Origin of the sequence: Tunturiibacter psychrotolerans (assembly GCF_051013365.1) — a bacterium.
Lineage (GTDB): Bacteria > Acidobacteriota > Terriglobia > Terriglobales > Acidobacteriaceae > Edaphobacter > Edaphobacter psychrotolerans_A.
In genome coordinates this window covers 3,748,784-3,766,104 of sequence record NZ_CP132941.1, presented here as the reverse complement: position 1 = coordinate 3,766,104, position 17,321 = coordinate 3,748,784, and the positions used below count along the sequence as shown (strand labels likewise).

General features: G+C 57.2%; 14 protein-coding genes. 7 read left to right on the top strand and 7 right to left on the bottom strand.

The window, feature by feature from the left end; genetic code table 11:
* Positions 1-74: 74 nt before the first annotated feature.
* Positions 75-956, bottom strand: coding sequence for a manganese catalase family protein (locus RBB76_RS15735; RefSeq protein WP_429629861.1), 882 nt, complete (start codon positions 954-956; stop codon positions 75-77).
* A 113-nt stretch (positions 957-1,069) separates the two neighbouring features.
* On the opposite strand from RBB76_RS15735, the gene RBB76_RS15730 reads away from it, so the two are divergent.
* The 3 genes from RBB76_RS15730 to holA all read left to right on the top strand — a co-directional run bounded on the left by RBB76_RS15730 (position 1,070) and on the right by holA (position 3,419).
* Positions 1,070-1,435 (top strand): DUF4260 domain-containing protein, encoded by a 366-nt coding sequence (locus tag RBB76_RS15730; RefSeq protein ID WP_429629862.1) that lies wholly within the window; start codon positions 1,070-1,072, stop codon positions 1,433-1,435.
* Between the two features lie 215 nt (positions 1,436-1,650).
* Entirely contained in the window at positions 1,651-2,160 is a 510-nt protein-coding gene (gene lptE / locus RBB76_RS15725) for an LPS assembly lipoprotein LptE (protein ID WP_429629863.1), read from the top strand.
* The gene (gene holA / locus RBB76_RS15720) at positions 2,160-3,419 is read left to right on the top strand and encodes a DNA polymerase III subunit delta (protein ID WP_429629864.1); all 1,260 of its coding nucleotides are present in this window, start codon (positions 2,160-2,162) and stop codon (positions 3,417-3,419) included. Before lptE ends, holA begins: the two co-directional genes overlap by 1 nt.
* An 86-nt stretch (positions 3,420-3,505) precedes the next feature.
* Here the strand turns inward: holA and RBB76_RS15715 are convergent, their stop codons facing one another.
* Positions 3,506-4,069 carry a PEP-CTERM sorting domain-containing protein gene (locus tag RBB76_RS15715; protein ID WP_429629865.1) on the bottom strand — a complete coding sequence of 188 codons (564 nt, stop codon included), beginning with the start codon at positions 4,067-4,069 and terminating at the stop codon, positions 3,506-3,508.
* A 287-nt stretch (positions 4,070-4,356) separates the two neighbouring features.
* Between RBB76_RS15715 and sseA the strand changes: the two genes are divergently transcribed.
* Together sseA and RBB76_RS15705 are read left to right on the top strand one after the other, a co-directional pair.
* On the top strand, positions 4,357-5,196 hold the full coding sequence (sseA, locus tag RBB76_RS15710; RefSeq protein ID WP_429629866.1) for a 3-mercaptopyruvate sulfurtransferase: 840 nt from the start codon (positions 4,357-4,359) through the stop codon (positions 5,194-5,196).
* A gap of 33 nt (positions 5,197-5,229) precedes the next feature.
* Entirely contained in the window at positions 5,230-6,129 is a 900-nt protein-coding gene (locus RBB76_RS15705; protein WP_429629867.1) for an Fpg/Nei family DNA glycosylase, read from the top strand.
* Positions 6,130-6,288: 159 nt separating this feature from the next.
* Here the strand turns inward: RBB76_RS15705 and RBB76_RS15700 are convergent, their stop codons facing one another.
* Entirely contained in the window at positions 6,289-6,570 is a 282-nt protein-coding gene (locus RBB76_RS15700) for a hypothetical protein (protein ID WP_183976040.1), read from the bottom strand.
* Between the two features lie 114 nt (positions 6,571-6,684).
* Between RBB76_RS15700 and RBB76_RS15695 the strand changes: the two genes are divergently transcribed.
* A complete protein-coding gene (locus tag RBB76_RS15695; protein ID WP_429629868.1) occupies positions 6,685-7,758 on the top strand; it encodes an AI-2E family transporter in 1,074 nt (357 codons plus the stop codon).
* Positions 7,759-8,395: 637 nt separating this feature from the next.
* Here RBB76_RS15695 and RBB76_RS15690 read toward each other — a convergent pair.
* The 4 genes from RBB76_RS15690 to RBB76_RS15675 form a co-directional block, all read right to left on the bottom strand.
* The gene (locus tag RBB76_RS15690; RefSeq protein ID WP_429629869.1) at positions 8,396-10,735 is read right to left on the bottom strand and encodes a Tex family protein; all 2,340 of its coding nucleotides are present in this window, start codon (positions 10,733-10,735) and stop codon (positions 8,396-8,398) included.
* A 170-nt stretch (positions 10,736-10,905) separates the two neighbouring features.
* Positions 10,906-13,737, bottom strand: a complete 2,832-nt coding sequence (gene polA, locus RBB76_RS15685) for a DNA polymerase I (RefSeq protein WP_429629870.1) — start codon at positions 13,735-13,737, stop codon at positions 10,906-10,908.
* A gap of 76 nt (positions 13,738-13,813) precedes the next feature.
* Positions 13,814-14,908 carry a tRNA preQ1(34) S-adenosylmethionine ribosyltransferase-isomerase QueA gene (queA, locus tag RBB76_RS15680; protein ID WP_429629871.1) on the bottom strand — a complete coding sequence of 365 codons (1,095 nt, stop codon included), beginning with the start codon at positions 14,906-14,908 and terminating at the stop codon, positions 13,814-13,816.
* 108 nt (positions 14,909-15,016) lie between these two features.
* Positions 15,017-15,667: a lysophospholipid acyltransferase family protein gene (locus RBB76_RS15675; RefSeq protein ID WP_429629872.1), complete on the bottom strand. Its 651-nt coding sequence runs from the start codon at positions 15,665-15,667 to the stop codon at positions 15,017-15,019.
* A 136-nt stretch (positions 15,668-15,803) separates the two neighbouring features.
* Between RBB76_RS15675 and RBB76_RS15670 the strand changes: the two genes are divergently transcribed.
* Entirely contained in the window at positions 15,804-17,300 is a 1,497-nt protein-coding gene (locus RBB76_RS15670) for an outer membrane beta-barrel protein (RefSeq protein ID WP_429629873.1), read from the top strand.
* Positions 17,301-17,321: the final 21 nt, after the last annotated feature.

Sequence of the window (17,321 nt, the reverse complement as noted above, 5' to 3'; positions counted from 1 at the left end):
CAACACCAGCAAAGGCGCCGAAGGCGCGTCAGCCTCGATGGCAGATCGCGCCGTGCGCGCAGCACGCCGTTGCTTTACTCCCGAGTCCGCGAACTCCGGCTCGCTCCATGACCATTACTTCCAACGCCAGCAAGCTGCTTCCCAATGGCCTCATCCGCCACTGAGGTCGTGGCCTTCTGAGCCTCATCCTGCTTGCCCCGATCTTCGCCATTGATCTTACCGTCGATGTCGCCGACCGAAAGACCCTTGCCACCATTCATCTGCGACTCCACCGGATGCAGGCCAAACGAAGAGGTCCACGGCCCATGCATATCCGTCTCCCCCTCACTGCCATCACCCGTAGACCCGTTGAAGTACTCATCCACAATCCCGGGCGTGGGCTTCAGCAATCCTACCGAGAAAGGTGTCTTCTCGATACTATCCAGCGCCGCCTGAAACGCCTTCATATGCGTAATCTCCCGAGTCATCAGGAACTGCAGCGTATCGATCGATCCTGGATCGTCGGTATGGTCGATCAATCGCTCATACACAATCTTCGCCCGAGCCTCCGCCGCAATATTGCTCCTCAGATCCACATCAATCTCGCCGGTAATCTTCAGATAGTTCGCGGTCCACGCGTTCCCCATCGAATCGAACAACCCAACGCCGCCACCGCCTGCGATCGTCACCAGCGGATCAGCCTCCGCCGCCTCACGATTCGTCTTCAGTGGCGCAAGGTGCATCCGAATCAACGCACCAACAACCTCCAGATGGCTCAACTCCTCCGTCCCGATATCCAGCAGCAAATCTCTTCGCCCCAGATCGTCGACACAGTTCCATCCCTGAATTGTGTACTGCATCGCAGCGGCCAGCTCTCCGTTCGCGCCCCCAAACTGCTCCAACAACATATTGCCGAATCGGACATCCGGCTCCCCGATATTGACCGTATACATTAGCTTCTTTACGTGGTGATACATAGGAAGTCCTTAAAACCTGATTTGTCGTTCTTCCGTTCTGCGTACTGCCCGTATGATGCAATTCGTCCATCCCCGCACCACCGAATCCAAGGTGATCGCGTATAAAATCTCCTATGCTCACCCAGCCATCCATCCTCCTGCGAATCGAGGAAGCCGCCCTCCTCATCCTCCCCATCGTCGCCTACCAGCATCTCCACTACAGCTGGCCTCTCTTCGCCCTCCTCTTCCTCGCTCCCGACCTCTTCATGCTCGGCTACCTGGCCAACGTTCGCCTCGGAGCGGCAGCTTACAACCTCGTCCATACCCTGACCCTCCCCTTGATCTTGCTTCTAACCGGTTACATCAAGCACTGGCAGCTCCCCTCAGCGATCGCGCTCATCTGGGTCGCCCACATCGCCATCGATCGCCTCCTCGGCTTCGGACTCAAATACCCCACGTTCTTCAAAGACACTCACCTCCAGCGCATCCCCTCAAAATAAATTTCAAAACCGTGTCACATTTTTCTTGCCTCAAAACGCACCATCCAAAACACCACGTTCACCATGCATCCCACCACGTTCTCACCACCAAAACACCACGTTCTGCACACGTATTTCCCAAAAACCCCCAATAAAAACAACTCTTTTCCACCGTCCAACTTTTTTCCGCAGAAAAACCCCGCCACCGCAGCAATGCGACAATAGAAACAAGACGCATGCGCCTCCTGACCCCGATCCTTCTCCTCACGCTCGCCGGCTGTGGCTACCATCAGGCCGGCTCCGCGACCAACATCCCCGCCAGCGTCCGCACCCTCGCCGTCCCGGTCTTCACCACCAACGCGCAGGCCTTCCACACCGAGATGGCCTTCACCCAGGCCACCATCCGCGAGCTCAACACCCGCACCAAATACCGCATCCTCACCTCCGACTCCGACTCCGCCGACGCCACCCTCAAAGGCACCATCGTCTCCCAGACCGTCGCCCCCCTCACCTACGACGGCGCCACCGGCCAATCCTCCAGCTACCTCATCACCATCACCGCCAGAGTCCTCCTCACTGCCCACGACGGCCATGTCCTCTATCGCAACGACGGATTCGTTTACCACGAGCAGTACCAATCCACCCAGGACCTCAGCGGCTTCATCCAGGAAGATAACCACGCAGTCAACCGCGTCGCAAAAGACTTCGCCCAGGCCGTCGTAAGCGATATGCTGGAGTCGTTCTAATGGCCTCTCTCAAGTCCTTCGCCTCAGTCGACCGGTTCATTGCAGAGATCGCTTCCCCAGCTACCCTCCGATCCGCCTACGTCCTCCTCGGCGACGAGGTCTTCCTCTACGATCGTTGCCGCAAAGCCGTCCTCGCCACCCTCGCTCCCGAAGATACTCGCGACTTCTGCCTCCACGATCTTGACCTCGCCGAGACCAGCATCTTCGAAGTCCTGGACCGTGCCCAGACCCCATCCCTCATGGCGCCCTTCCAGGTCCTCTTCGTACGAAACCTCAAAACGCTCTACGGCCGCGGCAGCAAAAAAGAAGAGTTCGCCGCCATTGACGCCTACTTCCGCTCGCCCAACCCACAAGCTCTCATCCTCTTTGTCGCAGACCATCTCCGCATCCCCACCGACCTCCGCAAGATGGACTATCAAGACAAAGAGCGCTTCGAAAAAATCCGCGAGACACTAGGCGATTGGTGCGGCACCGTCGAACTCGCCCGCGTAGACGAAAACGACGCCATCAAGTGGGTCACCGCCTCCGCCGAATCCCGCTCTGTCCGCTTCGACGCCGACGCCGCCCGCGAACTGGTCGACGCCCTTGGCGCCGACATGATGCTCATCGCCAGTGAGTTCGAAAAACTCCTCCTCTACGTCTCAGCCCCGTCTCTCTCCAACCCAAATAATGAGCTTGTCATTTCGACCGGAGACGGCGCACCTGCCGTCGCAGTGGAGAAACCCGCTTCTCTAACCGCGCCCTCAGTCCAACCTCTGACCAAAAACCGCGTCACTCTCGGCGACGTAGAAACCATGGTCCTCGCCGCCAAGCAGCGCTCTCTCTACGAACTCACCGACGCCATCTCCGCCAAGGACCGCCCCCGCGCTCTTCTCCTCCTTCACGGCCTTCTCAACGCCTCCGACGGTGGAGAAGACGCCGCCATCGGCCACCTCTACATGCTCGCCCGCACCTTCCGCCAGATGCTCATCATCTCGGAAAAAAACGTACGCGACCCCCGAGCTATCTGGCAGGTCCTCTGGCAGGGCTTTCGCATGCCTCCCTTCGCCGCCGAAGACCTCATCAAGCAAGCCCGCCGCTACAAATCCCGCCGCGAACTCACCCGCGCCATCCGCCTCGTAGCCCGCGCCGACCTCGAACTCCGCAGCTCCCCCGCCAACAAACTCCTCGTCCTCGAGCGCCTCATCCTAGACCTCTCCACCGAACCCAAAGCCAACGCCTACGACCCGTCCCAACAATTCGCCATGGAACTGTCCTAGTAACTCTCGGAGGAGTCGCGTCGACCTGGACGAAAGAGGCCGGACTTCGCCGCCCGGCGCGTCACCATCATTTGGTCACGCAGAAACTAAGCAAACAATCTCTTGCGAACAACGCCCGCACCTGCAAGCATCCCGGTTCCCAGCAGAGCCAGCGTCGCAGGCTCTGGAGTCACTCCGGTTTGGCTTTGATTGGGAGCATAGGCAAGCACAGTCGTTTCGCTACCCGTGAAGTCCCCACCATCGAACTTGACGGTCAGCGTATCTCCCGCAAACGAAAAGTTCACACCTAGACCATTCGATATCATCGAAAAGCCAGTAAAGTCAGGGTCAGTGAACTTCATTACAAAGGAAGCCTGGCCTTCACCAAATCCCGTGTCCGAGAGAGTAAGGGTCGAGCCAGTAAAATTCGCGGTATCCAAATTAGCCGCGTCTCTATATCCAAACTCAGTCTCGGAGCCTATGGTCACCTTAGTCCCCGCATGGTTGCCAAAACCCGCAGGGACCCCTTCGTTTGCTGGGTCAAAGAAATTGATTGGAAACCCCTGGAATGCAAGAGATCCGGTGACCGATGTACCGATGCCGTCAGCGAGAACCCTGTGCGCAGATAGAGAAAGCACCCCCACCGCAAAGAGAGACAAAATTCTTTTCATGGTTTTACCTCGATAGAGTCGCGTCGAACGAGCTTCTAAAGGCAATTAGCCAGCCAAAGGAAATCCACTGCGATAACGTGGTACCCATCAGTGCAACTCGCTGCGTCGAAAAGGCGTTCATTCCTTCGGTCCTGTAGAGTTGCAACGCAATTAACGCTTGCTCTTATGCACACAGTTGCATGCAAATGTGCAAAGACATTCCGAGATAATCCCCCAACCGCTGACCCACATCCACATAGCCGGCCCCCCTCGCTCATTCCCACTCCGGCGCACAGTAATCTATCTCCATGAACCCTCTCGTCGCCCCCTCCTGGCTGGCCGCCCGCCTCGAAGACCCCTCGACCATCGTCCTCGACGCCACCCTCCCCCCCGTCGGCGTCACCCCGCCGGTCGACACCCGCGCCCACTATCTCCAGCACCACATCCCCGGCGCACTCTTCTTCGACATCGAAGAGCTCTCCGACCACGCCACATCACTCCCTCACATGCTCCCCACACCCGAGAACTTCTCCCGCAGCATGTCCGCCCTCGGCATCTCCGACACCAGCACCATCGTCATCTACGAGCAGCACGGCGTCTTTTCCGCCCCCCGCGCCTGGTGGATGCTCCGCACCTTCGGCGCCCAAAACGTCTACGTCCTCAACAGCAGCCTCCGCACATGGATAGACTCCGGCCTCCCCACCGAATCCGGCCCCGTCCACCGCGCTCCCGCTACCTTCCACGCCAACCTCAACCGCAACGCTGTAGCAGACCTCGCCCAACTCAAGGATCGACTCGCCCACCACCAGCAAGTCCTCGACGCCCGATCCGCCGCCCGCTTCAACGGCACAGCACCCGAGCCCCGCCCCGGCCTAAGCTCCGGCCACATGCCCGGCGCCACCAGCACGCCCTTCACCGACCTCGTAGAAGACGGCCACCTCAAGCCAGCCGAAAAACTCCGCGAATACTTCGCCGCCAAAAACGTAGACCTACATCAACCAATCACCACCACCTGCGGCTCCGGCGTCACCGCCGCAGTCATCGCCCTCAGCCTCGAAGTAGCCGGCGCACAAAACGTAACCCTATACGACGGCTCCTGGGCCGAGTACGCCCAACACCCCGACTCCGTCATAGAAAAAAGCAGCTAATCCCACCGCAATCGTTATCATCTCTCCAAACCCATGCCGGAACTTCCCGACATCACCGCCTACCTCTCCGCCCTCGCCCCGCGCATCGTAGGCCAGCCGCTAACCCACCTCCGCATCGCAAGCCCCTTCCTCCTCCGCACTGTCCAGCCCCGCATCGAAGAGACCGAAAACCACACCATCCGCGCCCTCCACCGCATCGGCAAACGCATCGTCTTCGAGTTCGACAACGGCCTCTGGCTCGTCCTTCACCTCATGATCGCCGGCCGCCTCCACTGGCGCCCCCTCGGAGCAAAACTCGGAGGCCGCAACAACCTCGCCGCCTTCGACTTCCCCAACGGCTCCCTCGTCCTCACCGAAGCAGGCTCCAAGCGCCGAGCCTCCCTCCATCTCTTCGCCAACGAAGCCGCCGCACAAGAAATAGACCCCGGAGGAATCGACGTCTTCGCCACCGACCTCGAAGGCTTCCGCACCGCCCTCACCGCCGAAAACCGCACCCTCAAGCGAGCCCTCACCGACCCACGCATCCTCTCGGGCATCGGCAACGCCTACTCCGACGAGATCCTCCACGCCGCCCAACTGTCACCTATCCTACAAACCGCGAAGCTCGATCCAGCCCAATGGCAACGCCTCTTCACCGCCACCCGCGAAACTCTCCAACTCTGGATCGACCGCCTCAACGCCGAAGCTGCCCAGGCCTTCCCCGAAAAAGTCACAGCCTTCCGCAAAGACATGGCCGTTCACGGTCGCTTCGGACAACCCTGCCCCACCTGCGGCCAGCCCATCCAGCGCATCCGCTACGCCGACAACGAGACCAACTACTGCGCCCAATGCCAGACCAACGGCAAAATCCTCGCCGACCGCAGTCTCTCCCGCCTCCTGGGCAAAGACTGGCCTCGCACACTCGACGAACTGGAAGCTCTAAAGAAACGCTGACCAACTGATCCGCTCCCATAGCTTTTGCTGTTGCCTGTTTTCTTGTTGTCATTCCGCAGCGCAGCGGAGGAATCTGCTGTTGTCTTCGCCCTTGCCTTTCTTGTTCTCATCCCCAAAGCGAATCTGCTGTTGCCGTCATCATTACCCTTCCCCACACAATCACACAGCCTCCGGCCCCCTCGGCCCCTTAGCCCGCCGCAACACAGTCATCGACACATAAGCCCCAATCCAAGACCCCACCGCAGCAAAGCAAACATACACCCAGTTCTTCGTATAACTGATCACCGCAAACGCCGACAACAGATACCAGACACTACTCCAGGTAGCCGCCGGCAACCGTCTCTGCGACGATACCGCCGCATTGAACATCACATAAACCGCATCCGTAGCCGCCGTAGACACCAACACGCCCACGGCAAGCCACGGTTCCAGATGCACCATAGGCCAAACCTCCTCCATCGATTCACGGAACAAAATCAACGATCGAGCACGTATTCTAGTCTCAACCCATAACAGACACGCATCGAACAAAGACCATCGGAGAGCACTCCCCACATGCAAGAAGGCCGAGAAGTCAGAAAAGACCGAGATGACCGAGAAGCCCCACCTTGGAGGCAGATCACCCTCTTCCTCCTTACCATCGTCATCCTGATCCTCTGCGCCTTCATCCTCCAGCCCTTCTTCACCGCCATCGTCGGAGCCATCGTCCTCGCCGTTGTCACCGAAGTCCCCTACAACTGGCTCTCCGCCCGCATTCCCAACCGCACCCTCTGCGCCACCGTCGCCCTCATCCTCGTCGTCCTCGCCGTCATCGTCCCCGGCTTCTTTCTCATGCAGGAGCTAAGTGAACATGCCCTCAAAGCCATCGTCTCTCTTCGCAACCCCAACGCGCAAAATCTCATCACCGACTACATCGGCAACCATCCCGCCCTCGCTAACCACATCGAAGCCTTCTCCGCCTCCATCGACGTCAACACCGCCGCCCGCACCACCGCTACCTATGTGGGCGGGAAAGCGGCAGTGATCCTCACAAACTCAATCCACTTCATCACCGAACTTGTCGTCATGCTCTTCCTTCTCTTCTTCCTCTTTCGCGACCGCCAGATCGCCCTCGTTGGCCTCCGCTCCCTCATCCCCCTCCGCGAAGACGAGACCGCGGAACTACTCAATCGCGTTGACGACACGATCTACGCCACCTTCCTCGGCCGCCTCGCCATCGCTCTCGTACAGGGAGTTCTCGCCGGTCTCGCCTTCTGGGTACTCGGCGTCCCCGGCGTTCTCCTCTGGGCCACCACCCTCACCGCCTTCGCCATGATTCCCGCCTTCGGCGCCTTCCTCGTCTGGGGCCCCATCGCCACCTACCTCGGCCTCAACGGCCATTGGGGCAAGGCTGCTCTTCTCGTCATCTGGGGTGGACTCATCGTCAGCACCATCGACAACATCCTCTACCCCATCCTCATCGGCGGCCACCTCCGCTCCCACACCGCCATCATTCTCATCACCATCCTCGGCGGCATCGCGGTCTTCGGCCCCCTCGGCATCATCCTCGGCCCGGTTATCTTCAGCATCGCCGCCAGCCTTCTCGACATCTGGCAGGCCCGCATCAACCAAACCCCAAGTCAAATCTAGGGATCTGCTGTAGTCCTTTCCTCCGCTGTTGCCTGTTTCTTTGTTGTCATTCCGCCTCGGTTGCCTGTTTTTTGTTGTCATTCCGCCTCGGTTGCCTGTTTTTTTTGTTGTCATTCCGTAGCGCAGCGGAGGAATCTGCTGTTGTCCTTGCATGTGCGTTTCTTGTGTCATCCCCCAAAGGGAATCTGCTGTTGTCTTTCCGCCCCAGTTGCCTGTTTTTTGTTGTCATTCCGCAGCGCAGCGGAGGAATCTGCTGGTGCATGTGCTTTCTTGTTGTCATTCCCAATGGGACCTGCTGCCGCCTTTTTGCCGCGAAAACATCCCACTTCTGCAAAATTCCCTGCAAAAACACATGTCAAGCCCCAAACTCACCAAAACCCGCGCCAATTGCGGGAATTAGCATTGCGCATCAGTTCCACACAATCCGCTAAACTAGAACTAGTGAACAGAGAAATGCCCCGCGAATCCGCGGGGCATTCGTTTTGTAACCGAAGATGAACATAACTCATTTGGAATGACGAATTTGCGGCTAACCCTTTTGTTAAGACGATTTTGCAAGCATTGACAGCCTGGAAACAACTGATTCAAAACCACTTAGACGCAGGCAATGGGGGGGGTACCCCCACCAAACGGAAGCCTAACGTCCCTTCCACTTGGAGGACAGCATCGCCAACTTGTCATCAAGAGAAACCGGAGCCTTCACCGGCTCGGGCGCAACCGTCTTCACGCGGACCTGCGTCTTCAACATCGGCCCTCCTTGCCCCTTCGCCGGAGCCTGCGAATTCGGTGCATGTTGCCGCGGCCCTCTAGGCCCCGCCTCATGCAGCGCCTTGATCGACAACGCAATACGCTTCGTCTTCGCATCGGCAGACAGCACCTTCACCTTCACGATCTGCCCCGCCTTCACCGCCTCAGACGGATCCTTAATGAACTTCACCGACAGCTCGCTGATATGTACCAGCCCATCCTGGTGCACCCCAATATCGACGAACGCACCAAACTTCGTCACATTCGTCACCACACCTTCAAGCACCATGTCCGGCATCACATCCGACAGCTCGCGAACGCTTTCGTTGAAGCTCGGCGCAACAAATTTATCGCGCGGATCCCGCCCCGGCTTCTTCAACTCCTCCAGGATGTCGTTCAGCGTAAAACTTCCTGCCGAAACCGCGCTCTTATCCACCTTCTCCAGCAACTGCGGACTCTTGATCAACTCCTCAACCGGAGCCTTCAGCGAAGCCGCAATCTGCTCCACAACCGCGTAAGACTCAGGATGAACCGCAGTCATATCCAGCGGATTCTCACCATCCCGAATCCGCAGAAATCCCGCAGCCTGCTCAAACGTCTTCGCCCCAATCCCAGGAACCTTCATCAACTGAGTCCGCGAGCGAAACCGTCCATGTTCATTCCGATAACTCACGATGTTCAGCGCCGTTCTCTCCGTCACACCCGAAACATACCGCAGCAAAGTCCACGACGAAGTATTCAGATCAACACCAACCCGATTCACACAACTCTCGATCACCGTCTCGAGCGACTGCTGCAACTGTCTCTGATCCACATCATGCTGATACTGACCAACACCAATCGACTTCGGATCAACCTTCACCAACTCCGACAGAGGATCCTGCAAGCGCCGCGCGATCGAGATCGCGCCACGCACCGTAAGATCCAGATCCGGAAACTCCTGCCTCGCCACATCCGAAGCCGAATAGATACTCGCTCCCGACTCGCTCACCGTCACCGAGAAGATGTTCTCCAGGCCGCGCTCACGCAGGAACTCTCGCACAAACGCATCCGTCTCCCGCGAAGCCGTTCCATTCCCAATAGCAATTGCCCGAACCTGGTGCTTCACCACCAGACCCTCGAGCGTCTTCGCCGCCGCCTCAGCAGCGCCCTTCGACGTATGCAGATACAGCACATCATTCGCCAGGAACTTACCGGTCTCATCCACCACCGCAACCTTGCATCCGGTCCTCTGTCCCGGATCAATCCCCAGCACCGAGATCGGCCCCGCCGGAGGAGCCAGCAACAGATGATGCAGATTATCTCGGAACACCTGGATCGCATCCAGATCCGAGCGCTTCTTCAACTCCAGCCGCAGCTCCCCCTGAATGGATGAGTTCAGCAGCCGCGACCAGCAATCCTCAATCGCCAACTCCAGCTGTGGCGTCCAATCACCCTGCTCCCGCAAAACTCCGCGCCGCAGCACATTCACCGCCCGTGCAGCCTCCAACTCAATCAAAAAATAAAGTACATTCTCACTCTCACCGCGACGAATCGCCAGCATTCGATGCGACGGAATCGTCTTCACCGGCTCGCGATACTCGTAGTACATCTTGAACTTCTCCTGCTCATCCACCGCATCCATCGCCTTGCGGCTCACCACCACACCTTCATCAAACATCAGCGCACGCGTCGCCTTTCGCAAGTCCGCACTCTCGCTGATCATCTCCGCCACGATGTGTCTCGCACCCTCAAGCGCTTCCTCCACCGAAGCAACGCCCTTCTCACCATCGACAAACCTGATCACCATCGCACTCAACGGTTCGTCAGAGATCTTCTGCTCCCACAGATACAGCGCCAGTGGCTCCAGTCCCTTCTCCCGAGCAACTGTCGCCTTCGTCCTTCGCTTCGGCCGGAAGGGCAGATACAGATCTTCCAGCTCACTCTTATCCAGAGTCGCCTCAATTCTCGCCTTCAAATCGTCCGTCAACTTGCCCTGCTCCGCAATCGAAGCAAGGATTGTCGCCCGCCGCACCTCGAGATCGCGAAAGTAAGCAACCTTTTCCTCGATATCACGAATCTGCACCTCATCGAGATTCCCCGTAGCCTCCTTGCGATACCGAGCGATGAAGGGAACGGTCCCACCCTCGTCCAGTAGCGTAATAACCGCGACCAGGCCTTGCATTGGAAGGTTGAGAGTTTGGGCGATATGCAACAGAACTGGAGGAGGGAGAGTGCGTGCGTCAGTCATATGCTTGTTTAGCAATCCTACCGCCAACAGCCTAGGAAAACTCGCTCTGACATCTTTCCACCTGCTGTCGACTACTGGATCCACACTCAATCGGCAGATGGTGCATAACGAAAGTATGGTCGGACAATTGCCAACGCGGTAGAAGTTCTCAACTAGCGTGTCGGAGCCCCCTATTTCATATCGCGCCAGTTTTTGCCGACGCCCACCTCAGCGACGATTGGAATCGAGAACTCAGCGACGTGTTCCATCTCTTGCTTAACAAGCAGCTGCAGTTCTTCGACTTCTTCAGGAACGACATCGAAGAGAAGCTCGTCGTGGACCTGCAGAGTCATCTGCGATTTGAGTTTACGATCGCGGATAAGCTGGTCAATTCTGAGCATCGCCAGTTTGATGAGGTCGGCGGCGGTACCTTGTAGCGGGGTATTGATTGCAGTCCGCTCCGCAAAGCCGCGCATGTTGGGATTGCGGGATTGAATATCAGGGATCGGTCGAATGCGGCCAAAATACGTTTTCACTGACTGATCTCGACGCACGCTTTCGAGCGTCTCCTTGATGAAGCGTTGAACGCCCTTGTAGCGGTCGAAATAAGTCTCGATGTATGTCTTCGCGGTCTTCTGGTCGATGTTAAGTTGTGCGGCCAGGCCGAATGGACTAATTCCGTATACGATGCCGAAGTTAACGGCCTTGGCCCGAGCGCGCATCTCTTTATCCATTGTGGCCATGTCGACGCCGAAGACCTCACTAGCGGTCAACGCGTGAATGTCTTTACCTGTGCGGTAAGCATCAAGGAGCAGAGGGTCCTGTGAGAAGTGTGCCATCAGGCGCAACTCAATCTGCGAGTAGTCGGCGGACATCAAAACATTGCCCGGAGCTGGGATAAACGCGGCGCGAATCTCCCGGCCGAGAGCTGTACGGATGGGGATGTTCTGCAGATTTGGGTTGGTACTCGAAAGGCGGCCAGTCGCTGTGCCTACTTGGTTGAAAGTAGTATGGATGCGCCCCACGCCATCGGTAAGCTGTGGCAAAGAATCGATATAGGTCGATTTCAGCTTCGCTAGTTGGCGATATTCGAGCACGAGCGCAGGAACCGCATGATGTTCTGCGAGCTCCTCAAGCACATCCTGAGCAGTAGAAACCACTTTGCCCTTGCCATACTTCATCGGTTTTGGAAGAAGCATCTTGTTGAAGAGGACATCGCCGAGTTGCTTAGGCGAGTTGATATTGAAACGATGGCCCGAATCTTTGTAAATGCGCTCCGCGAGATTATCTATATCCACAGCAAGTCGAGTCGACATCTCGCCGAGAACATCTGAATCGATCCGAACACCCGCCTGCTCCATGCGCAATAAAACAGGAACCAATGGAAGATCCATCGTCTCGTAGATGTGCGTGAGGTGAGCTGATTCGATCTGGCTCCGAAGAACATCGGAGAGGCGATGTACAGCATTGGCAGCTTCCGGCAGAAGATTTGCAATCTCGGCGTCACTGGGCGTCTTTGAAGGTCGGGATAAGGCACGGTCGGTAAAGCGAGCCGTGACATCAGGAAGAATGTGAGAGCCATGCGTCGGGTTGACGAGGTAGCTATAAAGCATCACATCATCGCGGACACCGGCCAAGACGGCTTGATGAGGTTCAAGTGCACGGAGTACGGCTTTGAGATCATGCACATGCTTCGGAAGCGTTGGGTCTTCAAGTGCCTCTTTTAGGCCTAGCGCTTGGAGCGATACGACCATCGCGGAGTCAACTGAGGTCGTAAGACCAATTTGTAGAGTGGTCGAAACGTTCGGCACGCGCTGGTTCTGCGGCTCCGGCTCCTGGGTTCCGAAGAGAGACATAGACTTGGACGGCTGCGGTTCGGGCTCGGCCTCTTCTTCCGCAGACACGTCCGCGGAAACTTCTTCTGCAAGAGCTCGGGCATCTTCAAAGACAGCTAGAGTCAACCCCCTGATTTTTCCAGAAAGATCGGCGGACCGGGAGTCCTCCAGCAAGTCGCTTATTTGATCTGATGTCGGTGACAAATTGTACGAGATGGGAACGTTTACGTTGGAGGGCGCCAGTTCCTTGAGCAGAGTTGTGAATTCAAGCTCCGAGAAGAGTTCGCGGCATGCTGCATTATCGGGTGCCTGGGTGAGCATATCGTCCAGGTCGTAATCGATAGGCACGCTCGTATGGATCGTAACGAGTTCTTTTGAAAGAAGAATGTTGTCGCGATTGTTTTGTAATGACTCCCGATACGTTTTGCGTTTCACCTGATCAGCGTGGTCGAGCGCGGCCTCGACGGTACCAAACTGTTGGATGAGTTCGACGGAACCTTTATCACCGATGCCGGGAGCGCCGGGAATATTGTCGATCGAATCACCGCGGAGCGCCATAACGTCAATCACACGCTCCGGCGGGACCCCGAGCGCAGCTTCAACGCCGCGAGGGTCAAGAATGAGATTGTCCTTGGTTGGATTGAGAATGAACACGTCGTCGTTGACGAGTTGCATCATATCTTTGTCCGAAGAAACGACATAGACTTTATGGCCCAGGGCAGAGAGCTTACAGGAAAGCGTTCCAATAACGTCGTCGGCCTCAAATCCCTCGTAACTAAGGATCGGGATGCGAAAAGCCTCAAGGGCGCGGCGAATGAAAGGAAGCTGTTGGGTAAGATCGGCGGGCATCTCAGTTCGATTGGCCTTGTAGCCGAGATAGTCGATCTCCTCGAACTGTTGGGTCTTGATGTTCAATTTCTTAACCGCCTTCATCTCGCGCGCGCGTTCGTCGCGAAAGACGGGACCAGAGAGGTCGTAGATGGCCGCAAGATAGTGTGGAGAAAAGTCTTTGCGTAATTTGTTGATCATGTTCACAAAGACATAGGTCGCTGCTGTGGGAATACCGGTCCGCGTGGACATCGGGCGCTGACGCTGCATTGCGTGATACGCGCGGAAGATAAAGGCCATGCTGTCAAGCAGGTAGATAGGAGGCTTGGCCGACGATGCGGTTGGATTTGATATCGACATGACTCGTTAGATGGTAGCGCGTACCGGCTGATAAGGCGCCGGCCGCTGCGATAGAGGGTGACAGTCGAGCCGCGCTCTAGAGAAGCAGCATGCAGTCGCCATAGCTGAAGAATCGGTACTTTTCCTGAATGGCATGTACATAGGCCGCCTTTATCAACTCTTTTCCGATCTGGCTTCCTGCAAAAGCGCTTACCAGCATAAGCAGAGTCGATTCTGGGAGATGGAAGTTTGTGAGCAGGCCGCCCACGATCTTGAACTTATGGCCCGGGCTGATGAAGATGCTCGTCTCTCCAGAGTGCGGCGTAAGAACATTCCCAGCGGATGTTAGGGCGCAATGTTCAAGTGTACGAGTCGTTGTGGTGCCAGCTGCAATGATTCGGCGGCCCTCCCCGACGGCTGTGTTGATGGCTGTAGCCGTAGCAGGAGGAAGCGTGTAGTGCTCGGAGTGGAGGCGGATGTCTTCGAGCTTTTTTGCGCGGACCGGCTGAAAGGTGCCGAGACCAACATGCAGGGTAATGGTCTCAATCTGGATACCATTTTGTTTGAGCTGAGCGATAATTTCTGGCGTAAAGTGCAGGCCCGCAGTCGGGGCAGCAGCGCTTCCGGAGTGTTGAGAGAACACCGTCTGGTAGCGATCGCGATCGGTCTCGCTATCCTCTCGATGAATATAGGGCGGCAGAGGCATGTGGCCTATTTTGTTGAGGACATCTAGAAAATCTGGGACTGGGGAGAAGCGAAGAGTGCGTTCACCGAACTCAGAGGCGGCGAGAACTTGGGCTTCCAGCAATGGTTTTGCTTCGTCAGGAGCGTGAAAGACGAGGCGTTCGCCGGGCTGGATTTTTTTGCTGGGGCGCACAAGTGCGGTCCATTCGTTGTCGGTAAGTTGCTGGGTTAATAGGACTTCGATGCGGCCTGAAGGGTCGGGCGAGCTCTGTTGGGTTTGCTGGCTGCGGGCGCGGGTGGCGTAGATGCGGGAGGGTAAAACACGGCTATCGTTGAGGATAAGCAGGTCGCCGGGTTGGAGGATTTGGGGTAAGTTGCGAAAATAATTGTCCTGGTAGCGGCCGGTGGCTCGGTCGAAGAGGAGCATGCGGCTGGAGCCGCGAATCTCCGGTGGGGACTGGGCTATCAGCTCTTCGGGCAGGTCGAAATGGAAGTCGGATACGAGCAATCTATGTCAATTTTAGCGGTGAAAACGTGGTGAGTTGTGTGGTGAAACGTGGTGACGAGATGGTGTTTTGCATGGTTGATTTCGTCTTCAAAAAATACGCCAACTTTTCTAACTTTTTTTTCGGAAATTATTCTTTCGAGCCTCTGCCAATTCGACAGAGCGATCGAGGGCGGCTTGAACGGCCGGCTCGTCGGCGGTGGTCAGGAGGGGCCAGCCTATGAAGACTCGGGAGAAGGGCTTTGGGATGAGGAAGCGGTCCCAGGAGCGAAGTTCCCAGGTGCGTTCGGGGAGCACATAGAAAGTTCCCACTTGACTGTCGACGAGCTGGGCTAGCTGGGTGACGCCGGGTTTGGCGACCATGGCGGGGCCTCGAGGGCCGTCGGCCGTGATCGCGCAGTAGTGGCCTGCCAGATAGGCGCGGTGCATGTTGCGCAGGCCAAGAGAGCCCGATCGCGAGCTTGAGCCGCGAATGGCTACGTAGCCGAGGCGCTCCACGGTGCGGGCAATAAGTTCGCCGTCGAAGCTGGGGCTGATGAGGATGGCGATGTTGTGGTTGCGGAAGTGCCAGGCGCTAGTGAGCAGGCAGCGATGCCAGAAGGCATAGACGGCCGGCGGGGGCGCGTCAAAGCCCAACGGCGCGCCGGGGTCGCGCACATCTTCGAAACGGAGGGTCATACCGAGTAGACGGATCGCTGCGCTCGCGAGGCGCGGGACGATGGCGAGGGCAAGCCTTTGCTTCAAGGTGTAGGTGGAGGCCACTTCGTCCAGTTTACCTGCGCGAGTGCTTGCCGAGTTATGGAAGAGATTCGTGTAATAAGCAGAAAGAACATTGCTCCCTTTACGATCAATTTACTGCGAACGTGATTTGATTCTCGTGTTCGCGAGAGGCCTGCCTATGCGCCGCTTCAATCAATTGCTTCTTCTCTCTCTTTTCGTTGCTCTGCTGTCCGGGCTTGTCGGGAACGCACAGACTGCGGTCGCCCCACCCTCAAACGCCGACGTTGAGGAACTAAAGCAGACAGTGCGTGACCTCGCTTTGCGGGTAAGTGCGCTCGAGGCGGAGTTACAGAAGCAACGATCTGTCGGAACAACAGAGATGGCGTCGCTGAGACCGGCGGTGCTAACGTCTGCTCCGGCCGCAGACATTCGCAGAAGTGTTGAGACGGTGTCCAGCAGCGGCGCGGCGCCAGTGCCGGTATCGGTGACAGCGAGTCCACAAGCTCCGGCAACGCAAAGTTCGCCTGCAGCGGCGATCCTGCCGACCCAGCTACCCGGGGGCGCCACGCTGAACTATGCCTTCGACGGGTATTACGGCTACGACTTCGAACATCCGGTCGGCCGCGTACTCTATCTGAGAGCCTACGACGTGCTGAGCAATGCGTTCAGCGTCAATCAGGCTGATGTGGTGTTCGCGCTTGACCCTGACGTCGCGAGTGGGCGACGGTATGGAGTTCGAGTGGATCTGCAGTTTGGACAGGCTACGTCGACCTTGCAGGGGAACCCGGCAAACGAACCGCGGCCGGAGATCTACCGAAACCTATTTCAGGCCTATGGGACTTATGTTGTTCCGTTAGGCAAGGGCCTCACCGTGGACTTTGGCAAGTGGTCAAGTTCGCTGGGCATCGAGGGGAACTACACGAAGGACCAGGTCAACTACTCGCGGTCATTCTTCTTCAACTACTTGCCTTTCTACCAGATGGGTCTTCGAACCAGCTTCAAGGTTAACGACAAACTTGCGCTGAACTACTGGGTGGTGAATGGTACGAATCAAACCGAGCCTACCAACTCGTTCAAAGACGAGCTGTTCGGATTTACCGCGCAGCCTACAAAGAAGATCTTGTGGAACGTGAACTATTACCTGGGTCAGGATCATCCTGATCGTCAACTGGCTACAAATTGCACGGCACCTGTACAGCCGGGGTTATGCTTCCAAGCGATTACCCCTGCGCCGGATGGGAAGACACACATCTTCGACAGCTATGTGACGTGGAACGCAACGCCGAAGCTGACGTTCTCGCTGGAGGGTGACTACGTTATTGAAAGGCAATGGGCGCATGCCGAGCCGGGTGAGTCTTCGGCACCATCCCATGTCGACGGTGGCGCAGCCTATGTTCGTTACCAACTGACGCCGAAGATGGCGTTGGGAGGCCGCACTGAGTATCTGTCGGATCGTGGCGGGTTGTTCAGTGGGACGACGCAGGCGTTGAAAGAGTTCACAGGAACCTATGAATACAAATTTGGCGAGGGCTTCCTGGCGCGCGCGGAGTATCGAAGGGACTGGAGCAATGTTCCGTACTTTTTGACGAACAAGCCTGGGGTGCTGTCAGCCGATCAGCCTACGATGACCGTCGGCATGGTGTGGTGGGTTGGAGGCAAGCAAGGAGCCTGGTGAGTTTTATTTTCACGACAATCT